This window comes from Bradyrhizobium sp. B039 (assembly GCF_038965675.1).
GTDB lineage: Bacteria > Pseudomonadota > Alphaproteobacteria > Rhizobiales > Xanthobacteraceae > Bradyrhizobium > Bradyrhizobium diazoefficiens.
In genome coordinates this window covers 1,430,244-1,447,808 of the sequence record NZ_CP152416.1, presented here as the reverse complement: position 1 = coordinate 1,447,808, position 17,565 = coordinate 1,430,244, and the positions used below count along the sequence as shown (strand labels likewise).

Below are 17,565 nucleotides of genomic sequence, written 5' to 3'. Positions count from 1 at the left end.
ACTGCCGCCGCGGAGACACTCTGGAATGCTTCGCTGGCGCTCGCAATGACGATGTGGAGACCTCACCGCCCGTGCGTGCGCAAGAACCTCTCGCCGTCCTCCGTGACCGCGATCACCAGCCCGAGGCCTGCAACCGTCTCGCGCGCGACGTAGCCGCGGTCGGCGGCGTCTTCCCAGATGGTGAGGCGCGGGCACGAGGTCTTCCAGGTCGAAATCACCTCGGCATAGGCGCGCGGCTCGCGTGCGACCCATTCGACGAAGTCCAGCACCAGCGGATCGGCAGTCTCGCTCATTGCAAACCTCCCTTGTCGAAGGCCGCCAGCACCGGGGTGCGAACCAGGAGCCAGCCGCCATAGGCGACGTAGTAGCAGGCGATGGTGGTGATCAGCTTGTTCGACCAGACGATGAATTGCTGGTCGGTCATGGCTTCGAGAATGCGGCGCGCCAGCGTCGTGCCGAGCATGGATGCTGCGATCGCGACGCCGGCGAGCACGGGATCGAGGCTCGCGGCCTGGTCGATGATGCCGCCGAAATAGATCAGCTTGGTGAAGTGGCTGACGAGTTGGCACATCGCCTTCGTCGCCACCTTCTCGCGCCGGCCAAAATCGCCACCGAGGAAGAAGGTGTCGAGCAGCGGACCCGACACGCCGGTCATCAGCATCAAGCCCATGCAGATCGTGCCATAGACGGTGCCCTGCCAGAGCCTATCAGGGTCCGGCTTGATGTTCACCGGCAGCAGCCGCGCCATGAACGGGGTGATGCCGAGCAGCAGCAGCGCCATCGGCTTGTCAGGCACGTAGCGGGTGAGCGACCAGGCCGCGAGCGCGATGGTCGCGCCGACCATATAGTTCGCGACCGGACGCCAGCGGATATGCGCCCGCCACAGGAACGCACGCCAGCCGTTCGAGGCCATCTGCGTGATCGCATGCAGCACCATCGCGGTCGGCAGCGGCATCAGGGCCAGCAGCACGCCGATCAGGATCAGCCCGCCCGCCATGCCGAACAGCCCCGACAGGAACGCGGTGGCGACCATCAGCAATCCAAGGGCAGCGATCATCATGGGTGTCACGCGGGGTCTCCGTGGCAAGTGAGGGACGCAGACTGTGCGCTCTCCCTCGCCCCGCTTGCGGGGAGAGGGTGGGATGAGGGGGAGCCTCCACAAGGGAGGTGGCAGTTGGACTCGCGGAGACTCCCCCTCACCCGGAATTTGCTGTCGCAAATTCCGGCCTCTCCCCGCAGGCGGGGAGAGGCGAAGAAGCAGCCTCCCGCTCAACAAAATCAGCGTGGATTACGCTGATATTTCTGCCTCGCTTGCTCCCCTCGCGCAAACTGAGTTATCTTGCCCTGGCATCAGCTTTCCTGAGGGTCGGTCATTTGCGGCGGCTGCTCTTTCTCAACGGCATCAAGGCATTCGAGGCGGCGGCGCGGACCGGCAGCTTTGCTGCGGCGGGCGTCGAGCTCAACGTGTCGGCGGCCGCGGTCAGCCGCATGGTGCATCTGCTGGAGGAGCGGCTCGGCGTCGCGCTGTTCGAGCGCAAGGCCAACCGGCTGGTGCTGACGCAGGCGGGACGCGCCTATCAGAGCGGGCTGACGCCGATCTTCGATGCGCTCGCCAGCCTGACCGCGCAGGTGACGGCCCCCTCCAGCGTCCGCGTGCTCACCATCGGCGTCGGCCACACCTTTGCGATGCGCTGGCTGATCCCGCGCCTGTCGGAGTTTCGCAACGAGGAGCCCGACATCGAGGTGCGCTTCACCACCGGCGGCGCGTCGGTGCCGTTCGGCGAGGACTGGAGCTGCGGCATCAAGCTCGGCACCGGCGACTGGCCCGGGCTGGTCGCCGAGCCGCTGTTCGCCGGCGACCTCACGCCGGTCTGCGTGCCCCGTCTCGCCGCGAGCCTGAAGCGCCCGGCCGATCTCAGGGGACCCAGCCTGATCCGCGTCGCACATTCAGCCGAGGACTGGCCGATCTGGCTGAAGGCCGCCAACCTCGCGCGCATCAATGCGCGCGGGCCGGAATTTCAGTTCTACGGCCAGGCGCTCCAGGCCGCCGCCGACGGGCTCGGCATCGCCATGGGCATCCGGCCCTACATCGACGACGATCTCGCCGCCGGGCGCCTGGTAGCGCCGTTCGACCTCTCGGTGCCCAAGGGCATGCGCTGGTATCTGGTCTATCGCAGCTTCCAGACCGAGCAGCGCGACTTTGCCGCGTTCCGCCGCTGGATCATGCGGGCGGCGTCGGAACCCGCCGCCCGTCCGGCGAGGCGCACCGGCCGCACCACCGCGCGGAACTGAAATTCAGCGGTTCCGCGGGCAAAAAACCCCGTCGCATGTGAACCGCTTCACATCCTGAAATCCGCAAACGTGGTCCCCTGACCCTCCAACAAGGCGCTCGAGCAACAGACTCGACCAAGACACTCCGGGGACTACCAATGACGACCATCTACGACGGCTTTGACATCGAATCCTTCGAAGCTGGCAAGGGGCTGTGGCACGCCCGCATCCGGCGCGCCGATTTCAGCCTGGTTGCCATCGACGGCGTGCTGTTTCCGGCCATGGAGGTCGGCTTCGCCTGGCCCGATCGCGACGCCGCGATTGCCGATGCCAAGCACCACATCGATCGCTTCCGCCGGCGGGCCGACAGCGACGACGAATAATCGGTCAGGGACGGCGAAGGGGAACCGGTCATGTCAATCACCGAATTCGACGACGGAGCGCGGCCTCGGATCTACAACCGCGCCGTCCTGTCGAATTGTCCCGAATGCAACGGCGATCTCGCGGTGCTCCGCGTGATCGGCGGCCGCGCCGGGTGCGAGTACTGGACCATGCGCTGCACCGATTGCGGCGGGATCCACCTCGACATCCTCAAGCCGCATGGGACGGCCGAGGACAACGAGGGCCCGCTGCCGGCGGCGTGACGTTTCGGCCTGCTGCCAACCTGCTGTCAGCAGCCTGCGCACGGACGGGCATTCGCCCTTTCCTGAGGGGCGGACTCGTCCCATATTCGCCCCATGGCGAAGAAACCTGCATCCTCCGAAAAATCCGGCAAATCCCCCAAGTCCAAGGCTCCGTCCAAGGCCCCGAACTCGAAGGCGCACCGCCCTGACGTGCAGCCGATCGGGCCGGCGCTGGCCGAGCTGCTCAATCCCGCGATCAACCGCGGCGATGCCGGGCTTGGATCGGGCACCGGCCTCCAGCCGCCGCCGGACAATTCGCGCGACCGCCGCGCCGGGGGCGAGGCCGCCGCGCATCGCGCGCGCGCCTCGACGCCGAAGGACTTTCCCAGTGACCGCCCGGCGGGACTCGACGAGGCGCCGCAGGCCAATTACGGCACCGCGGCCACGATCCCGACGCTCGATCCGGAACTGGCGCGGCAGCTCGGCCTGCCCACCGAGGAGGACGATGCCGAGGCGCTGGCGCGTCCGCCGCGCAGCAAAATGGAGGCACTCGGCGTCAAGGCGACCGCGGATGCGCTGGAGTCGCTGATCCGCGAGGGCCGGCCGGAGTTCCGCAAGGACGACGGCTCCACGAAGGTATGGACCCCGCATCGGCCGCCGCGCCCGGAAAAGTCCGAAGGTGGCGTGCGCTTCGAGATCAAGTCGCACTACGAACCGCGCGGCGACCAGCCGACCGCGATCGCCGAGCTGGTCGAGGGCATCCAGCGCAACGACCGCAGCCAAGTGCTGCTCGGCGTCACCGGAAGCGGCAAGACCTACACCATGGCCAAGGTAATCGAGGCGACGCAGCGCCCCGCCATCATCCTGGCGCCGAACAAGACGCTGGCCGCCCAGCTCTATGGCGAGTTCAAGAACTTCTTCCCCGACAACGCGGTCGAGTATTTCGTCTCCTATTACGACTACTACCAGCCGGAAGCCTACGTTCCGCGCACCGACACCTATATCGAGAAGGATTCCTCCATCAACGAGCAGATCGACCGCATGCGCCACTCGGCGACGCGCTCGCTGCTCGAACGCGACGACGTCATCATCGTCGCCTCGGTGTCCTGCATCTACGGTATCGGCTCGGTCGAGACCTACACCGCGATGACCTTCGCGCTGAAGAAGGGCGAGCGCATCGACCAGCGCCAGCTGATCGCCGACCTCGTCGCGCTCCAGTACAAGCGCACCCAGGCCGATTTCACCCGCGGCACCTTCCGGGTCAGAGGCGACGTCATCGACATCTTCCCGGCGCACTATGAGGACCGCGCCTGGCGCGTGAACCTGTTCGGCGACACCATCGAGACCATCGAGGAGTTCGATCCGCTCACCGGCCACAAGCAGGACGAGCTCGAATTCATCAAGATGTACGCCAACTCGCACTATGTGACGCCGCGCCCGACGCTGGTGCAGGCGATCAAGTCGATCAAATCGGAATTGAAGCAGCGGCTCGATCAGCTGCACGACCAGGGCCGCCTTTTGGAAGCGCAGCGGCTGGAGCAGCGCACCACCTTCGACCTCGAGATGATGGAGGCGACCGGAAGCTGCGCCGGCATCGAGAACTATTCGCGCTATCTCACCGGACGCCTGCCCGGCGAGCCGCCGCCGACGCTGTTCGAATACGTGCCTGACAACGCGCTGGTGTTCGCCGACGAAAGCCACGTCACCGTCCCCCAGATCGGCGCCATGTTCAAAGGCGACTTCCGCCGCAAGGCGACGCTCGCCGAATACGGTTTCCGCCTGCCCTCCTGCATGGACAACCGCCCGCTCCGCTTCGAGGAATGGGACATGATGCGGCCGCAGACCATCGCGGTGTCGGCGACGCCGAGCGGCTGGGAGCTGAACGAGAGCGGCGGCGTGTTCGTCGAGCAGGTCATTCGCCCGACCGGGCTTATTGATCCTCCGGTCAACATTCGCCCCGCCCGCACCCAGGTCGACGATCTCGTCGGCGAAGTCCGCGCCACCGCGCAGGCCGGCTATCGCTCGCTGATCACGGTGCTGACCAAGCGCATGGCGGAGGATCTCACCGAATATCTGCACGAGCAGGGTATTCGCGTCCGCTACATGCACTCGGATATCGACACCATCGAGCGCATCGAGATCATCCGGGATCTCCGGCTCGGCGCCTTCGACGCGCTGGTCGGCATCAACCTCCTGCGTGAAGGCCTCGACATTCCCGAATGCGCGCTGGTCGCGATTCTCGACGCCGACAAGGAAGGCTTTTTGCGCAGTGAAACGTCCTTGATCCAGACCATCGGCCGCGCCGCGCGCAACGTCGACGGCAAGGTGATCCTCTATGCCGACCAGATGACCGGCTCGATGGAGCGCGCCATCGCGGAGACCAACCGCCGCCGGGAGAAGCAGGTCGAGTACAACACCGCCAACGGCATCACGCCGGAGAGCGTGAAGAAGCAGATCGGCGACATCCTCAATTCCGTCTACGAGCGCGACCACGTGCTGGTCGAGGTCGGCGGCCACGACATGACCGACGACGTCATCTCGATCGGACACAATTTCGAAGCCGTGCTCGCCGATCTCGAAACCCGCATGCGCGAGGCCGCGGCCGATTTGAACTTCGAGGAAGCCGCGCGCCTGCGCGACGAAGTCAAGCGCCTGCGCGCCACCGAGCTCGCGGTGGTCGACGACCCCACCGCCAAGCAGCGCACCGTGCAGGGCAAGGCCGGCGCCTATGCCGGCACCAAGAAGTACGGCGACGCGGCGAACCTGCCCGTCAGCGCGATGAAGAAGAAAACCGTGAGCTCCGCGCTGAAGGCCAGCGGCGGCGGCATCGGCTCGAAGGTGCACAAGCCGCATCTCGACGAGATGCACGGGCCGGAATCGTTGCCTTACCGCGAGAAGCCGAGCCTGCCGGCAAAGCCGTTCGGCAGCACGAGCCGGATCATCCAGCCGACGGACTCGCGACAGTCAGGACCGGAGTTCGGCCCCACCCCGCGCTCCAGCGGCGGCGCGCCGGGGCATCGCGGCGGGTGGAAGAAGAGGTAGGGGGCGCGGGGTCATCCGCGTTGTTCGTGGTTATGGATTCCGGGCTCGCGACTTCGTCGCGCCCTGGAATGACGAGGGAGAGATATGCTCCCTCACCCCACGCTCGCCGTCACCACGGCCATCACCGACAGCAGCAGCACGATGGTCACGAGCTGGAGCGAGGCGACCGGCTGGGTGCGCCAGGCGGTGATCTTGTCGCCGAGCGACAAATGGGCTTCGAAGAATTTCGGTTCGTAGACGGTCTTGAAGACGGTGGGGAAGCTCGGGCCCAGGGCCACCGCGAGCAGCGCGTGGCGAGCTAGGCGATTGCGACGAAGATGGCGACGCCGGGGTCGCCGACGAGGTCGTGGTTGCCGAGCAGCTTGAGCAGCATCGCGGCGGTGGCGAAGGTCGGGAAGCTCTGGAGGGTCGCGGTCAGCGCGAGGCCTTCGACCGCGTTGTGCAGGCGGGACTTTGGGGATGACGTTAGTCGCGATGCCGCACGGGTGATGTGAGTTGGGTCACGCGCCTTTTTGGCGCCGGAACAAGAGGCGAGATGGATTCCGGGTTCGCGCCAAGTGGCGCGCCCCGGAATGACAGGGAGCTACAGCTTCCCCTGCCCGTTCACCTGGCCCTGCTGTTGCCGCTGCCTTTCTTGCTCCTTGGCGTGGTGCCGGCCGTAGAGGCAGCCGGCGGCGGCGCCGAGGACGCCGTGATGGCCGGCATAGTGGCCGGCGACGCCGCCGACGACGGCGCCCTTGATGCAGCCCTTGGCGTTGGCGGTGGAGGTTGCGCCGAGCACGAGAAGCGCGGCAGCGACGGCGAGAAGCGGGGATTTCATGGATCGATGTCTCCGGATGCGGTGTCGGCGTCTCAACGGGCGCGGGCGCATCGCGGTTCCACGCGCCTGCGCGGCCCCGGCATTGCGCATTGGTCCACGCGCCTCGCGCGCCATGCAGCCCAATGCAGGGCGATTTCGTGCAGGCGCACGGGCGCTCAACCCATAATTGCAGCCATGAACCTGGCATTGCGCTTGCGCGTCATATCGACTGCAACACTCCTGTGGTTTCGCGGATTGCCGGTGCGCGAAACCGCGCGTTAGCGTTGCGCAACGCCATGCGGCCAATGAGGACGGGCGGAATGACAGTCGAGAAGCTCAATCGCCAGCGCGTCGTGCATCTGCTCGACGCCTTCGCGCGCGGCGACATCGAGGCCGCGCTGTCGTGCTGCACCGACGACATCGACTTCCTCACCCACGCGCCGATCGACATCCTGCCGCACATGGTGCCGCGCCACGGCAAGGCCGAATTGCGCGCGCTCTGGCAGACGGTCTGGGTGCGCTATTCGGAGATCCGCTACAAGGCGCCGCACATCGTCGCCGAGGGCGACGAGGTCGCCACCTACATGCAGACCTATTTCAGGAAGCGCAGCAACGACCGCGTCGTGCAGTTCGACATGGCGGTGTTCTATACCTTCCGCAACGGACAGGTGGCGCAGATCCGCGAGATCATCGATTCCTACGATCTGGTGCAGCAGGTGCTGGAGCGCGAGATCGGACCGCTGATCGTGGGGGCGCGGGTGGACGGGGGTTAAGGCAACCGCGACCTCACCTGCTTGCCGGCTTCTCGGTGTCGTCCTGGCGAAAGCCAGGACCCATACCCACCGACTTCTGCAATGGGCAGGCTGGTGGTGGCAATGTGCCGTCACACTGGCAGTCCGGGTAATGGGTCCTGGCTTTCACCAGGACGACGTTGGCGCCTACGCTGCGGTTCGATCGCAATCGAACGGGAAACCGCGCCCGGCCGCACCCGGAAGATTACGGGGTTCTGTTGTAAATCTCACAAAACGCGATCAATTGTGCATTGCGAAAACGTGAATTGCGTTTTGGCCGAAATTCCGTATTTTATTCGCATACAAACGAGTTGAGCCGCCCCGAGGCACGTTTCCTGTGCATCGGGCTGCTTTCCGTTTTTTTTTGCAAGCCAGCTTCAGGACTGCCCAAAATGACAGAGCACAGCCTCTGGCGTTTCTCGCGCGCATTGCACCGCGCGATCAACGACCGGCATTTCGAGGATATCGAGGCCCTGATCGACGAGGACGTCGAGTGGGCGCTCTATGGCCCGATCGACATGTTTCCGTTCCTCGGCGCGCGCCAGGGCAAGGACGCCGTGCTCGACGTCATCCGCCAGCTCGCCGACAATTTCCAGGTCCGCCGCTTCGACCGCGAGAGCATCATGCTCGGCGTCGATTCCGCCGCCTCGATGCTGCGCTATTCGCTGACGGCGCTGGATTCCAACAAGCCGATTTCCTTGCGGGTCGCGCAGTTCGCCCAGTTCAGGGCGGGCAAGCTCGTCAGCTTGCGCGTGCTGATCGACACCTTCGACCTGGTCGAGCAGGCACTCGGGCGCGCCATTCATCTGCCGAAGATGAGCAGCGTCGGCTGAGGGGGACGCCAACGGGCCCCGCTCTTCGGGACCGATGACGATGCGTGGCGCGACGTCCTGGCCTCCAGCCCCGCCGGATGCCGTCGTGCCGGAAGCCCGTCGTCGGGCGCGCGCCTTGCGCGCGGCCCGTTGGTTCGCGTCCCCAGGCGTCTCGAGGCGAGCCGCCACAATTTCGCAACGATAGGTCAGCATCCTTTGGGCGGAATGGCGCATGGTCATTGCAGACGGCCGATATATGTTATCGGACGGCATGCGCCGGGGTTCGCGGGCAGGACGATGGAATTCTCGACAGGTTTTGGCTGGACCAGGCTGCCGGTGCTGGCGGCCGCGTTCATTTTGGGCTCGGTGCTGACGGTCTCGGCGCAGATCATCCCGCCCTTCTCCCCACCCGCGGCCGCGCCCGACGAGGACGCCGAGGCGGCCGAAGCCCCCGACGCCAACGACCCCGACGTGCTCAAAGGCATCGACGTCGACAAGCTCGACTGGGGCCAGCTCGCGATCGACGCCGGCACGCTCAACGACCTCATCGCCGCCAAGAAGCGCGCGCAGGCCGCCGCCAATGACGGGATGAACTGGTCGTCGAACGCCAATGCCAACGGCTCCTCGGCGGTGACGGTGAAGCAGTCGGTATCCTCGTTCTGGGACGCCCGCATCGGCGCCGACATGACGGTGACGAGCGAGCCGCGGACGATGTCCGAGCTCTTGGCGCAGAAGGCCGCCAATGGTGGCAACCTGCCGCAATCCTCCGGCAGCGCCTGGGCGGCGGCGACCGCGCCCGGCGCGGGCCCGATCTGGGACAAGACCGCGGTGGAAGCCCGTGTCGACCCCGGCGCCGAGCAGAGCAAGCTCGGCGCGTCGCTGACCAAATCGGTGCCGCTGTCGGGCGACACGTCGCTGACACTCCAGAACGGCTACAGCGTCAACCAGCAGGGCACGACCGCGGTCCCCGGCATCGGCGGGCACATCACCCGCAATTACGAAACCGACCAGTCCGCCAAGGTCACCCTCACCGACACCGGCACCAGCATCACCGCCGGCCAGACGCTCTCGACCACCGACGACAAATGGCTGCGCAAGTTCGGCGCCGAGCAAAAGCTGTTCGACAACGTCACCGTCTCCGGCTCGGTCGGCGAGACCTCGCAGGGCGCGATCAACAAGAGCCTGACGGCGGGGTTCAAGAAGAGCTGGTGAGTGTGTTTTCGCCTCTCCTCGCTTGCGGGGAGAGGGAGTCAGACACCGGCCGTGCCGCGAAGGCGCTCCGCCGCAGCCGCCGTTTAGACATTCCTAACCATACGCCACGGCAAAACCCCCGAATGGTCCGCCCTTGCCGCATCTCGGCCCAGTTACGGTCAAAATCCGGCGCCCTGATGCGGATCGCCTTACAGACGTCGTCGTGCGGGGGACACTCGCGCTGCGCTCAACGCGAACAGGGGAACAACGATGAACGCCATGCGTCCGGAAAAGACCGAGACCACCGAGACCGAGACCGTCGACAGCAATCTCGCCGCGGTGACGGAAGTCGAAGCCGGCATCCGTGACTTCGTCCGCAACGACATCGCCTATCTGCGCCGGCCGGCAGCGACGACCACCGACGCGCCGCCGCTCGATCCGAGCGCGGAGGCCACCGTCACCAACGTCAACTCGCTGATCCAGCGTGTCGCCGGCACCTCGCTCGCCGAGATCGAGAATCTGATCTCCGAGCTCGAGAGCCTGCGCGACCTGCTCCATGCCGAAGGCCAGCGCGTCCAGCGCGAGATATCCGGCTACGCCCAGCTCAGCCAGGCCGCGATGAAGTCGACCCGCATGATCGCCGACAACGTCGCGCAGTGGAAGCGCGCCGCCGACGGCCTCCGCAACAGCTGATCGGTCAGCCACCCGGCATCACCGGCCGCCGCGTTCCGAAAGGGGCGCGGCGGTTTTGATTCCGGGGCGGTGTGAATGCGCGTGTCCGCACGCTGTCTCCCCAATGCAGGCGTCATCGCCCGCCTTGTGCGCACTTGCGCACTGGAGCGGGCGATCCAGTATTCCAGAGACGGCGGTGATTGAGCGGAGACGCCGCGGCGTACTGGATGCCCCGGACAAGCCGGGGCATGACAGCGGAGGGCTTGGCAGGCGGCCACGCAAGTACGTCGGCCAGAGCCCCCCTTTGAACCCTCCACCCCTCCCCGGCGACCAATGCCAGGCGCCGGTCGGTTTTACGCGGGCTCAGGGGGACATTTCATGGAAAGCATTCGGCCCGACACCACGGAGCCCATACCGCTGCGACCCGCGCCGAACCAGTTCGGCACGATCATGCTGCGCTTCGTTGGATTATTGGCGGTTGCGATCGCGGTGCTGGCGTTCGTCTATAGCCGCTGAGGGGAAGCCGGACACCGGCCCCGAAACGTTAACGAGCTCTTACCGGGCGGCTTCCACGGTCGAGGCTTCCAGGGTGTAGGCGCCATCGGCATAGCCCTTCACCACCATGCCGGCGACCAGCATCACGGCCAGCGTCGCGGTCGCAAAGATAAATCCGACAAACTTGAGTGCGCCGCGGTCAGCCATGGTCCTCGTCCCCTGTCCTCTGCCTATTCGTTCAAATAGACAGCGACAGGTTCATAATTGGTTAGCAACTCGATGGTTCCCCCAACTGCTTCGCGGGCAACCATGTTGCGCAGGCTTATGGCAGCCGCCCGGAATCGCGTCCATAGCGCGCGGGCAACACTCGCGCTCTTTTCAGCCCTTCATCTTGGAACTGATCTAACCGCCCTTCCGCATCGGCACGAAGGCTGAGGCGGTGATGGCGTAGACCTCTTCGCCGCGCTGGTTGGTGCCGGTGGTGCGGGCCGTCAAAATGCCCCAGCCGGGGCGCGAGGCGGAGCTGCGCTTGTCGATGACGACATTGGCGTAAGAGACGGTGTCGCCGGCGAGCACCGGCCTGATCCAGCGCAGGTCGCGAAAGCCCGGTGACGGGCCCCACACCGCGACCTCCTCGCCGCGCGCTGCGGCCTCTCGCGCCAGACGCTGGCCGTCCGCGACAAGCAAGCTCATGCAGGCCGAGCCGACATGCCAGCCCGAGGCCGCGAGCCCGCCGAACAGCGAGTTCTTGCCTTCCTCCTCGTCGAGGTGAAAGCGCTGCGGATCGAATTTTTCGGCGAATGTCTTAATCGACTCCGCGGTGAACGTATAGGCGCCGATCTCACGGCGATGGCCGATCTCGATCTCCTCGAAAAACGGCATCAGACCGCCCCCTCGCGCCGCTCGATCAGGATCGGCGAGGTCATCTCGCACAGCACTTGTCCCTTGGCGTTGCGCACGGTGCATTTGAACTTGACGATGCCGAGGTCGGGGCGGCTCTTCGAGGCGCGCGCCTCCATGACATCGACGTCCAGCATGAGGTCGTCGCCGGGCCTGAGCGGCGACAGCCAGCGCACCTCGTCAACGCCGGGGGAGCCGAGCGAGGCGGCGCGGGTGATGAAGCCGTCGGCCATCATCCGCATCATCAGCGAGCACAGGTGCCAGCCCGAGCCGGACAGGCCGCGCAGCATGCTCTTGCTGGCGGCGTCCTCGTCCAGGTGCATCGGTTGCGGATCGAACTCGGCGGCGAAGGCCAAGACCTCGTCGCGGGTGACATGGCGCGGGCCGAACGTTCCGAACCGGCCGGGCGGGAAGTCTTCAAAGGTCAGGGTCATCTTGGGATTGCTGGCGGAAATGACAGATTGTGGCCGCACTTTGCGGCAATCTCAACCCGCCGGCCCGCATGGCTCGTGCTACATTCGACGCGGCGATTCTGGCCTTGAGTCGGGTCAACCGAGGGCCGAAGCCCGATTTGACAAGGCCCGATTTGTCCGGGGGAGAGCGATGTTTTCATTCAGCGACCTGTTTCAGTGGGACCGCTTTATCACGCCGACGATCATCAAGACCTTCTACTGGCTGGTGATCGCGCTGATCTGCCTGTTCGGCCTCTCCGGCATCTTCTCCGGCCTAGCTGCGATGGCGATCAGCCCGTTCGGCGGCTTCCTGGTGCTGCTGTCGTCGATCGCGAGCGTCGTCGTCGGCATCGTGTTCTCGCGCATCGTCGCGGAACTGATCCTGATCGTCTTCCGCATCAACGAGCATCTCGGCGCGATCCGGGATCAGGGCGGCGGGATGCGGTAGCCCGTCATTCCGGGGCGCGCGCAGCGCGAACCCGGAATCCATCGGGCCTCAGAACAAGTGGATGAATGGATTCCGGGCTCGCGCCAAGAGGCGCGCCCCGGAATGACAACTCCGGCTTACGTATTGAACCGGAAATGCATCACGTCGCCGTCGGCGACGACGTATTCCTTGCCTTCGAGGCGGAGCTTGCCGGCATCGCGGGCGCCGGCTTCGCCGCCGAGCGCGACGTAGTCGTCAAACGCGATCGTCTCGGCGCGGATGAAGCCTTTCTCGAAATCGGTGTGGATCACGCCGGCCGCTCCCGGCGCCTTGGTGCCGCGATGGATGGTCCAGGCACGCGCTTCCTTCGGGCCCACCGTGAAATAGGTGATGAGGTCGAGCAGCGTGTAGCCGGCGCGGATCAGGCGGTCGAGGCCGGCCTCTTCGAGACCCAGCGTCTCCAGGAAGTCGGCGCGTTCTTCGCGCGAAATGGTGGCGATCTCGGATTCGATCTTGGCCGAGATGACGACGGCGACGGCGCCTTCCTTGGCGGCCTGCTCCTGCACCGCCTTGGAGAACGAATTTCCGGTCGCGGCCGAACCTTCCTCGACGTTGCAGACATAGAGCACGGGCTTGGACGAGAGCAGGCCGAGCATCCCGAAGGCGCGCTCCTCCTCCGCCTTGCGCTCGACGAGGCGCGCGGGCTTGCCCTCGCGCAGCAGCACCAGGGTGCGGTTGACGAGGTCGAGCTGCTCCTTGGCGTCCTTGTCGTTGCCCTTGGCCTTCTTGGTGAGGTTGTCGACGCGCTTCTCGAGGCTGTCGAGGTCGGCGAGCATCAGCTCGGTCTCGATGGTCTCGATGTCGGCGAGCGGGGCGATCTTGCCCTCGACATGGGTGATGTCGGAGTCTTCAAAGCAGCGCACGACATGCGCGATGGCGTCGACCTCGCGGATGTTGGCGAGGAACTGGTTGCCGAGGCCTTCGCCCTTGGAGGCGCCGCGCACGAGGCCCGCGATGTCGACGAAGGTCAGCCGGGTCGGAATGATCTGGCCGGACTTGGCGATCTCCGCAAGCTTGTCGAGCCGCGGATCGGGCACGGCCACCTCGCCGACATTCGGCTCGATGGTGCAGAACGGATAGTTCGCAGCCTGCGCCGCGGCCGTCTCGGTCAGCGCATTGAACAAGGTCGACTTGCCGACATTGGGCAATCCGACGATCCCGCATTTGAATCCCACGAGCGTTATTCCTTGCCGTTGTCGTCCTTGGTCAAAAACCCCTTCGCCTGCATGGCAAGATGCACCCTGTTGGCGAAGGTCGCGTCCGTGCCCTTGGCGATCAGCGCGGCGTGCTCGGCGACCGCGTCGCAGAGTGTCGCCACCCAGTCGTTGTCGGCCTTGGCGAAGTCCGACAGCACGTGGCCGTGCACCAGTTCCTTGACGCCGGGATGACCGATGCCGAGCCTGACACGGCGGTAGTCGTTGCCGATATGCGCCGAGATCGAGCGCAGACCGTTGTGGCCGGCGATACCGCCGCCGACCTTCACCCGTACCTTGCCCGGCGGCAGCTCGAGCTCGTCATGGAACACGGTGACGTCGCCAGGGGCGATCTTGAAGAAGCCTGCCGCCTCCTGAACGCTCCGGCCGGAATCGTTCATGTAGGTCGTCGGCTTGAGCAGGATCACGCGCTCAGTGCCGAGCGCGCCTTCCGAGGTCTCGCCCTGAAACCTGCGGCGCCATGGCGAGAAACCATGACGCCGCGCGATCTCGTCGACGGCCATGAAGCCGATATTGTGCCGGTTACGTGCGTATTTCGCGCCGGGATTGCCGAGCCCAACAAAGAGTCGCATGACGCGGCGCGCCCCTCGCTCGGCGCGCGGGTCACAGGACCGCGCGCCAGCTCTTTGAGAGATTACTTCTTCTTGTCGCCGCCGGCGGGAGCCTTGGCAGCCGCTGCCGGAGCAGCAGCAGCCGGAGCAGCCGCACCAGCCGCAGGAGCTGCCGCAGCCGGAGCCGCGCCACCAGCAGCTGCCGCAGCAGCAGCCTTCTGCTCTTCGGCGTAGCCGGACGGCGGCACGATGGTGACGAGGGTCGCGTCCTCGCGGGTCAGCGCCTTCACGCCGGCCGGCAGCTTGACGTCCGACAGATGCAGCGAGTGACCGATTTCGAGCGAGCCGACGTCGGCCTCGATGTACTGCGGGATGCTCTCGACGCCGCATTCGAGCTCGATCGCGTGGGCAACGATGTTGACGGTGCCGCCGCGCTTCACGCCCGGGGAGGCTTCCGACTTCACCACGTGCAAGGGAACGCTGATGCGGATGGTGGCGCCTTCGCCGAGCCGCATGAAGTCGACATGGATCGGGAAGTCCTTGACCGGATCGAGGTGATAGTCGCGCGGAATCACGCGGTGCTTCTTGCCCTCGAGGTCGATGTCGACCAGCGTGGTCAGGAACCGGCCGGCGAGGATGCGCTGGCGCAGTTCGCGATCTTCAATCGAGATCGTGACGGGGGGCTGGTTGTTGCCATAGATCACTCCGGGCACTCTGCCGGCGCGACGCTCAGCCCGGGCGGCCCCCTTGCCGCTCTTCGGACGTGCGGTCGCCTTCAATTCCTTGACGGTCGTCGCCATGTCGTTAAGTCCTTGTTTTTGCAAAAGTTAATGGGCCGCAGCGCGGCCCATGGCATCGTCCACAGCAAGCCTCCAGGGGTGCGGGGGCCGCGGACGTGGCGGGCTTTTACCCGGAAGATGCGGAAATGACAAGAAGAATGGGCTGGCGGGCCGCGCCGGACTAGCCGTCATTCCGGGGCGGTCGCGACAGCGACCGAACCCGGAATCTCGAGGTTCCGGGTTCGATGCTGCGCATCGCCCCGGAACGACAAATACCTATCCCCCCAGCTTCGCCTCCAGCGCCGTGATGCGCGCCTTCAGGGCTTCGTTCTCCTCGCGCGCCAGGCGGGCCATGTCCTTGACCGCCTCGAACTCCTCGCGCTTGACGAGGTCCATGTCGCGCAGGAATTTTTCGGCCTGGGTCCGCATCACCGTGTCGAACTCGCGCTTGACGCCCTGAGCCGCACCGGCGGCGTCGTTCATCAGGCGGCCGATCTCGTCGAAAAACCGGTTGTTGGTCTGGGTCATGTCGGTCTCCTGGCGGCCTGCGATAAACTTTGCGCGAACTCTTGGGAAGACAATGGCAATCCGATCGGACCGGATCAAGGGCCGATCGGCCGTATCCTTGTCATGCCCCGGTTTCCTTGCAATCGTATTCAACGTCCCGGCATAAGAAGAATCACAAGGCGCACGAGATGATCGACCAGCAGATCGCGATTCCCACCAAGGACGGCCACACCGCAACCTTCATCAGCCATCCCGAGCGTGGCGGGCCGTTTCCGGTCATCCTGTTCTACATGGATGCGCCGGCGATCCGCGAAGAGCTGCGCGACATGGCGCGCCGGCTCGCGACATCAGGCTATTACGTGATGCTGCCGAACCTCTATTACCGCTCCGGCGTGATGGAGCTGGGCGCGCTGCCGACCGACCCGAACGCACCGGAGCGCAAGCGCATGTTCGCGCTGATGAGCTCGCTCTCCATTCCCATGATCATGGACGACACACGCGCGCTGCTCACTTACGCCGAGGGCCAGGCCGCCGCGAACACGAAGATTGTCGGCACCGTCGGCTACTGCATGAGCGGCCGCTACGCGGTCAACGCCGCCACGCATTTCCCCGATCGCGTCAAGGCCGCCGCCTCGATCTACGGGGTGCAGCTCGCAACCGACCAGGACGACAGCCCGCATCTCGCCGCAGCCAAGACCAGGGCCGAGCTCTATTTCGCCTGCGCCGAGACCGACATCTACGCGCCGCCGGAGACTATCGAAAAGGTCAAAGAGGGCATGAAAGGTGCCAAGGCCGAGGTCGAGATCTATCCCGGCACGCATCACGGCTTCGCCTTCCCCAAGCGCCCGGTCTATGACCGCGACGCCGCCGAGCGGCACTGGGAGCGTCTGCTGGCGCTCTATCGCCGCAATCTCGTGTGAGCAGCAGTATGATCGGCCTATCCGCGAACTCGGTGCACCTCTCCCGCTTGCGGGGGAGGTCGGCGCGAAGCGCCGGGTGGGGGTTCTCTCCACACGGAGATTATCTCGATTGCGGAGACACCCCCTCCCCAACCCTCCCCCGCAAGCGGGAGAGGGGGCGCAGCTCCGTCGGGGCCGCAGCTTGCCCATCAAACTCTAGAAACAAGGCGTGATGCCCTTTCTTCTCATCGACTTTCCCGCCTTCAAGCCGATCGCGATCGAGATCGGTCCGTTTGCGATCCGCTGGTACGCGCTGGCCTATATCTGCGGCATCGTGTTCGGCTGGCTCTATGCGCGCTCGCTCCTGAAGAACGAGCGCTTGTGGGGCGGGCCGGCGCCGATCTCGCTGGTGCAGGTCGACGACTTCATCCTGTGGGTCACGCTCGGCATCATCCTCGGCGGCCGCACCGGCTACGTGCTGTTCTACAATCTGCCCTTCTTCATCGACCACCCCGCCGCGATCTTCCGACTGTGGGAGGGCGGCATGTCGTTCCACGGCGGCTTCCTCGGCTGCGTCGTCGCGGTGATGTGGTTCGCCTACCGCAACGGGATCCCGATCCTTTCGCTCGGCGACATCACCACCGCGGTCGCGCCGGTCGGGCTGCTGCTCGGGCGCATCGCCAATTTCATCAACGGCGAATTGTGGGGCCGTGCCACCGATGCGAGCCTGCCCTGGGCGATGGTCTTCCCCAACGATCCCACCCAGCTGCCGCGGCATCCGAGCCAGCTCTATGAGGCCGGCATGGAGGGCATCCTGCTGTTCACGGTGCTTGCGATCATGATCCGCCTCGGCGCCCTGAAGCGGCCCGGAATGATCCTCGGCGCCTTCATCCTGATCTATGGTCTGACCCGGATCGCCGGCGAGCATTTCCGCGAGCCGGACGTCCAGCTCGGCTTCCTCTGGGGCGGATTAACCATGGGCATGCTGTTGTCGATCCCGATGCTTATTGTAGGTCTCATACTTATTGTATTGGCTATCAGGCGCGGTGCGCCGAGGCCGATCGAGGCCATTCGTTAATT

The 17,565-nt window shown here is 65.6% G+C and carries 23 protein-coding genes; 12 read left to right on the top strand and 11 right to left on the bottom strand.

Features of this window, described 5'->3' with window-relative positions; genetic code table 11:
* Positions 1-62: 62 nt before the first annotated feature.
* Positions 63-293, bottom strand: a complete 231-nt coding sequence (locus tag AAFG50_RS06785; protein WP_011090162.1) for a hypothetical protein — start codon at positions 291-293, stop codon at positions 63-65.
* A complete protein-coding gene (locus tag AAFG50_RS06780) occupies positions 290-1,069 on the bottom strand; it encodes a sulfite exporter TauE/SafE family protein (protein WP_028174687.1) in 780 nt (259 codons plus the stop codon). The genes AAFG50_RS06785 and AAFG50_RS06780 overlap by 4 nt, the downstream gene beginning before the upstream one ends.
* Positions 1,070-1,374: 305 nt before the next feature.
* On the opposite strand from AAFG50_RS06780, the gene AAFG50_RS06775 reads away from it, so the two are divergent.
* From AAFG50_RS06775 to uvrB, 4 genes are all read left to right on the top strand, one after another.
* On the top strand, positions 1,375-2,292 hold the full coding sequence (locus AAFG50_RS06775; protein ID WP_028174686.1) for a LysR substrate-binding domain-containing protein: 918 nt from the start codon (positions 1,375-1,377) through the stop codon (positions 2,290-2,292).
* A gap of 137 nt (positions 2,293-2,429) precedes the next feature.
* Positions 2,430-2,654: a hypothetical protein gene (locus tag AAFG50_RS06770; protein WP_028174685.1), complete on the top strand. Its 225-nt coding sequence runs from the start codon at positions 2,430-2,432 to the stop codon at positions 2,652-2,654.
* 30 nt (positions 2,655-2,684) lie between these two features.
* Positions 2,685-2,915, top strand: a complete 231-nt coding sequence (locus AAFG50_RS06765; RefSeq protein ID WP_028174684.1) for a hypothetical protein — start codon at positions 2,685-2,687, stop codon at positions 2,913-2,915.
* A 93-nt stretch (positions 2,916-3,008) separates the two neighbouring features.
* On the top strand, positions 3,009-5,936 hold the full coding sequence (gene uvrB / locus AAFG50_RS06760) for an excinuclease ABC subunit UvrB (RefSeq protein ID WP_074077500.1): 2,928 nt from the start codon (positions 3,009-3,011) through the stop codon (positions 5,934-5,936).
* Between the two features lie 92 nt (positions 5,937-6,028).
* On the opposite strand, the gene AAFG50_RS06755 is transcribed toward uvrB, so the two are convergent.
* Positions 6,029-6,214 (bottom strand): hypothetical protein, encoded by a 186-nt coding sequence (locus tag AAFG50_RS06755; RefSeq protein WP_231166626.1) that lies wholly within the window; start codon positions 6,212-6,214, stop codon positions 6,029-6,031.
* 305 nt (positions 6,215-6,519) lie between these two features.
* On the bottom strand, positions 6,520-6,756 hold the full coding sequence (locus AAFG50_RS06750; RefSeq protein ID WP_028174683.1) for a hypothetical protein: 237 nt from the start codon (positions 6,754-6,756) through the stop codon (positions 6,520-6,522).
* A gap of 299 nt (positions 6,757-7,055) precedes the next feature.
* Here AAFG50_RS06750 and AAFG50_RS06745 point away from each other — a divergent pair, with 299 nt between their 5' ends.
* From AAFG50_RS06745 to AAFG50_RS06725, 5 genes are all read left to right on the top strand, one after another.
* Entirely contained in the window at positions 7,056-7,508 is a 453-nt protein-coding gene (locus tag AAFG50_RS06745) for a nuclear transport factor 2 family protein (RefSeq protein ID WP_028174682.1), read from the top strand.
* 410 nt (positions 7,509-7,918) lie between these two features.
* Positions 7,919-8,359: a nuclear transport factor 2 family protein gene (locus AAFG50_RS06740; RefSeq protein ID WP_011090168.1), complete on the top strand. Its 441-nt coding sequence runs from the start codon at positions 7,919-7,921 to the stop codon at positions 8,357-8,359.
* A 276-nt stretch (positions 8,360-8,635) separates the two neighbouring features.
* On the top strand, positions 8,636-9,550 hold the full coding sequence (locus AAFG50_RS06735) for a hypothetical protein (RefSeq protein ID WP_028174681.1): 915 nt from the start codon (positions 8,636-8,638) through the stop codon (positions 9,548-9,550).
* Between the two features lie 249 nt (positions 9,551-9,799).
* The gene (locus AAFG50_RS06730; RefSeq protein ID WP_011090170.1) at positions 9,800-10,222 is read left to right on the top strand and encodes a hypothetical protein; all 423 of its coding nucleotides are present in this window, start codon (positions 9,800-9,802) and stop codon (positions 10,220-10,222) included.
* Positions 10,223-10,579: 357 nt separating this feature from the next.
* Complete coding sequence (locus AAFG50_RS06725; RefSeq protein ID WP_165448177.1) at positions 10,580-10,717, top strand: hypothetical protein; 138 nt, start codon at positions 10,580-10,582, stop codon at positions 10,715-10,717.
* 39 nt (positions 10,718-10,756) lie between these two features.
* On the opposite strand, the gene AAFG50_RS06720 is transcribed toward AAFG50_RS06725, so the two are convergent.
* From AAFG50_RS06720 to AAFG50_RS06710, 3 genes are all read right to left on the bottom strand, one after another.
* On the bottom strand, positions 10,757-10,903 hold the full coding sequence (locus AAFG50_RS06720; protein ID WP_027545961.1) for a hypothetical protein: 147 nt from the start codon (positions 10,901-10,903) through the stop codon (positions 10,757-10,759).
* A 195-nt stretch (positions 10,904-11,098) separates the two neighbouring features.
* Entirely contained in the window at positions 11,099-11,578 is a 480-nt protein-coding gene (locus tag AAFG50_RS06715; RefSeq protein ID WP_028174680.1) for a MaoC family dehydratase, read from the bottom strand.
* Entirely contained in the window at positions 11,578-12,030 is a 453-nt protein-coding gene (locus AAFG50_RS06710; protein WP_028174679.1) for a MaoC family dehydratase, read from the bottom strand. Before AAFG50_RS06710 ends, AAFG50_RS06715 begins: the two co-directional genes overlap by 1 nt.
* 169 nt (positions 12,031-12,199) lie before the next feature.
* Between AAFG50_RS06710 and AAFG50_RS06705 the strand changes: the two genes are divergently transcribed.
* Entirely contained in the window at positions 12,200-12,496 is a 297-nt protein-coding gene (locus AAFG50_RS06705) for a DUF4282 domain-containing protein (RefSeq protein ID WP_018648333.1), read from the top strand.
* A 116-nt stretch (positions 12,497-12,612) separates the two neighbouring features.
* Here the strand turns inward: AAFG50_RS06705 and ychF are convergent, their stop codons facing one another.
* The 4 genes from ychF to AAFG50_RS06685 all read right to left on the bottom strand — a co-directional run bounded on the left by ychF (position 12,613) and on the right by AAFG50_RS06685 (position 15,607).
* Positions 12,613-13,710 (bottom strand): redox-regulated ATPase YchF, encoded by a 1,098-nt coding sequence (gene ychF, locus AAFG50_RS06700; RefSeq protein ID WP_028174678.1) that lies wholly within the window; start codon positions 13,708-13,710, stop codon positions 12,613-12,615.
* A 5-nt stretch (positions 13,711-13,715) separates the two neighbouring features.
* Complete coding sequence (gene pth / locus AAFG50_RS06695) at positions 13,716-14,321, bottom strand: aminoacyl-tRNA hydrolase (protein WP_011090174.1); 606 nt, start codon at positions 14,319-14,321, stop codon at positions 13,716-13,718.
* Between the two features lie 62 nt (positions 14,322-14,383).
* On the bottom strand, positions 14,384-15,100 hold the full coding sequence (locus AAFG50_RS06690) for a 50S ribosomal protein L25/general stress protein Ctc (RefSeq protein WP_011090175.1): 717 nt from the start codon (positions 15,098-15,100) through the stop codon (positions 14,384-14,386).
* A gap of 255 nt (positions 15,101-15,355) precedes the next feature.
* On the bottom strand, positions 15,356-15,607 hold the full coding sequence (locus AAFG50_RS06685) for an accessory factor UbiK family protein (RefSeq protein ID WP_011090176.1): 252 nt from the start codon (positions 15,605-15,607) through the stop codon (positions 15,356-15,358).
* A 167-nt stretch (positions 15,608-15,774) separates the two neighbouring features.
* On the opposite strand from AAFG50_RS06685, the gene AAFG50_RS06680 reads away from it, so the two are divergent.
* Together AAFG50_RS06680 and lgt are read left to right on the top strand one after the other, a co-directional pair.
* Complete coding sequence (locus AAFG50_RS06680; protein ID WP_028174677.1) at positions 15,775-16,506, top strand: dienelactone hydrolase family protein; 732 nt, start codon at positions 15,775-15,777, stop codon at positions 16,504-16,506.
* Positions 16,507-16,717: 211 nt separating this feature from the next.
* Positions 16,718-17,563, top strand: coding sequence for a prolipoprotein diacylglyceryl transferase (gene lgt, locus AAFG50_RS06675; protein ID WP_028174676.1), 846 nt, complete (start codon positions 16,718-16,720; stop codon positions 17,561-17,563).
* The last annotated feature ends 2 nt before the right edge of the window (positions 17,564-17,565 follow it).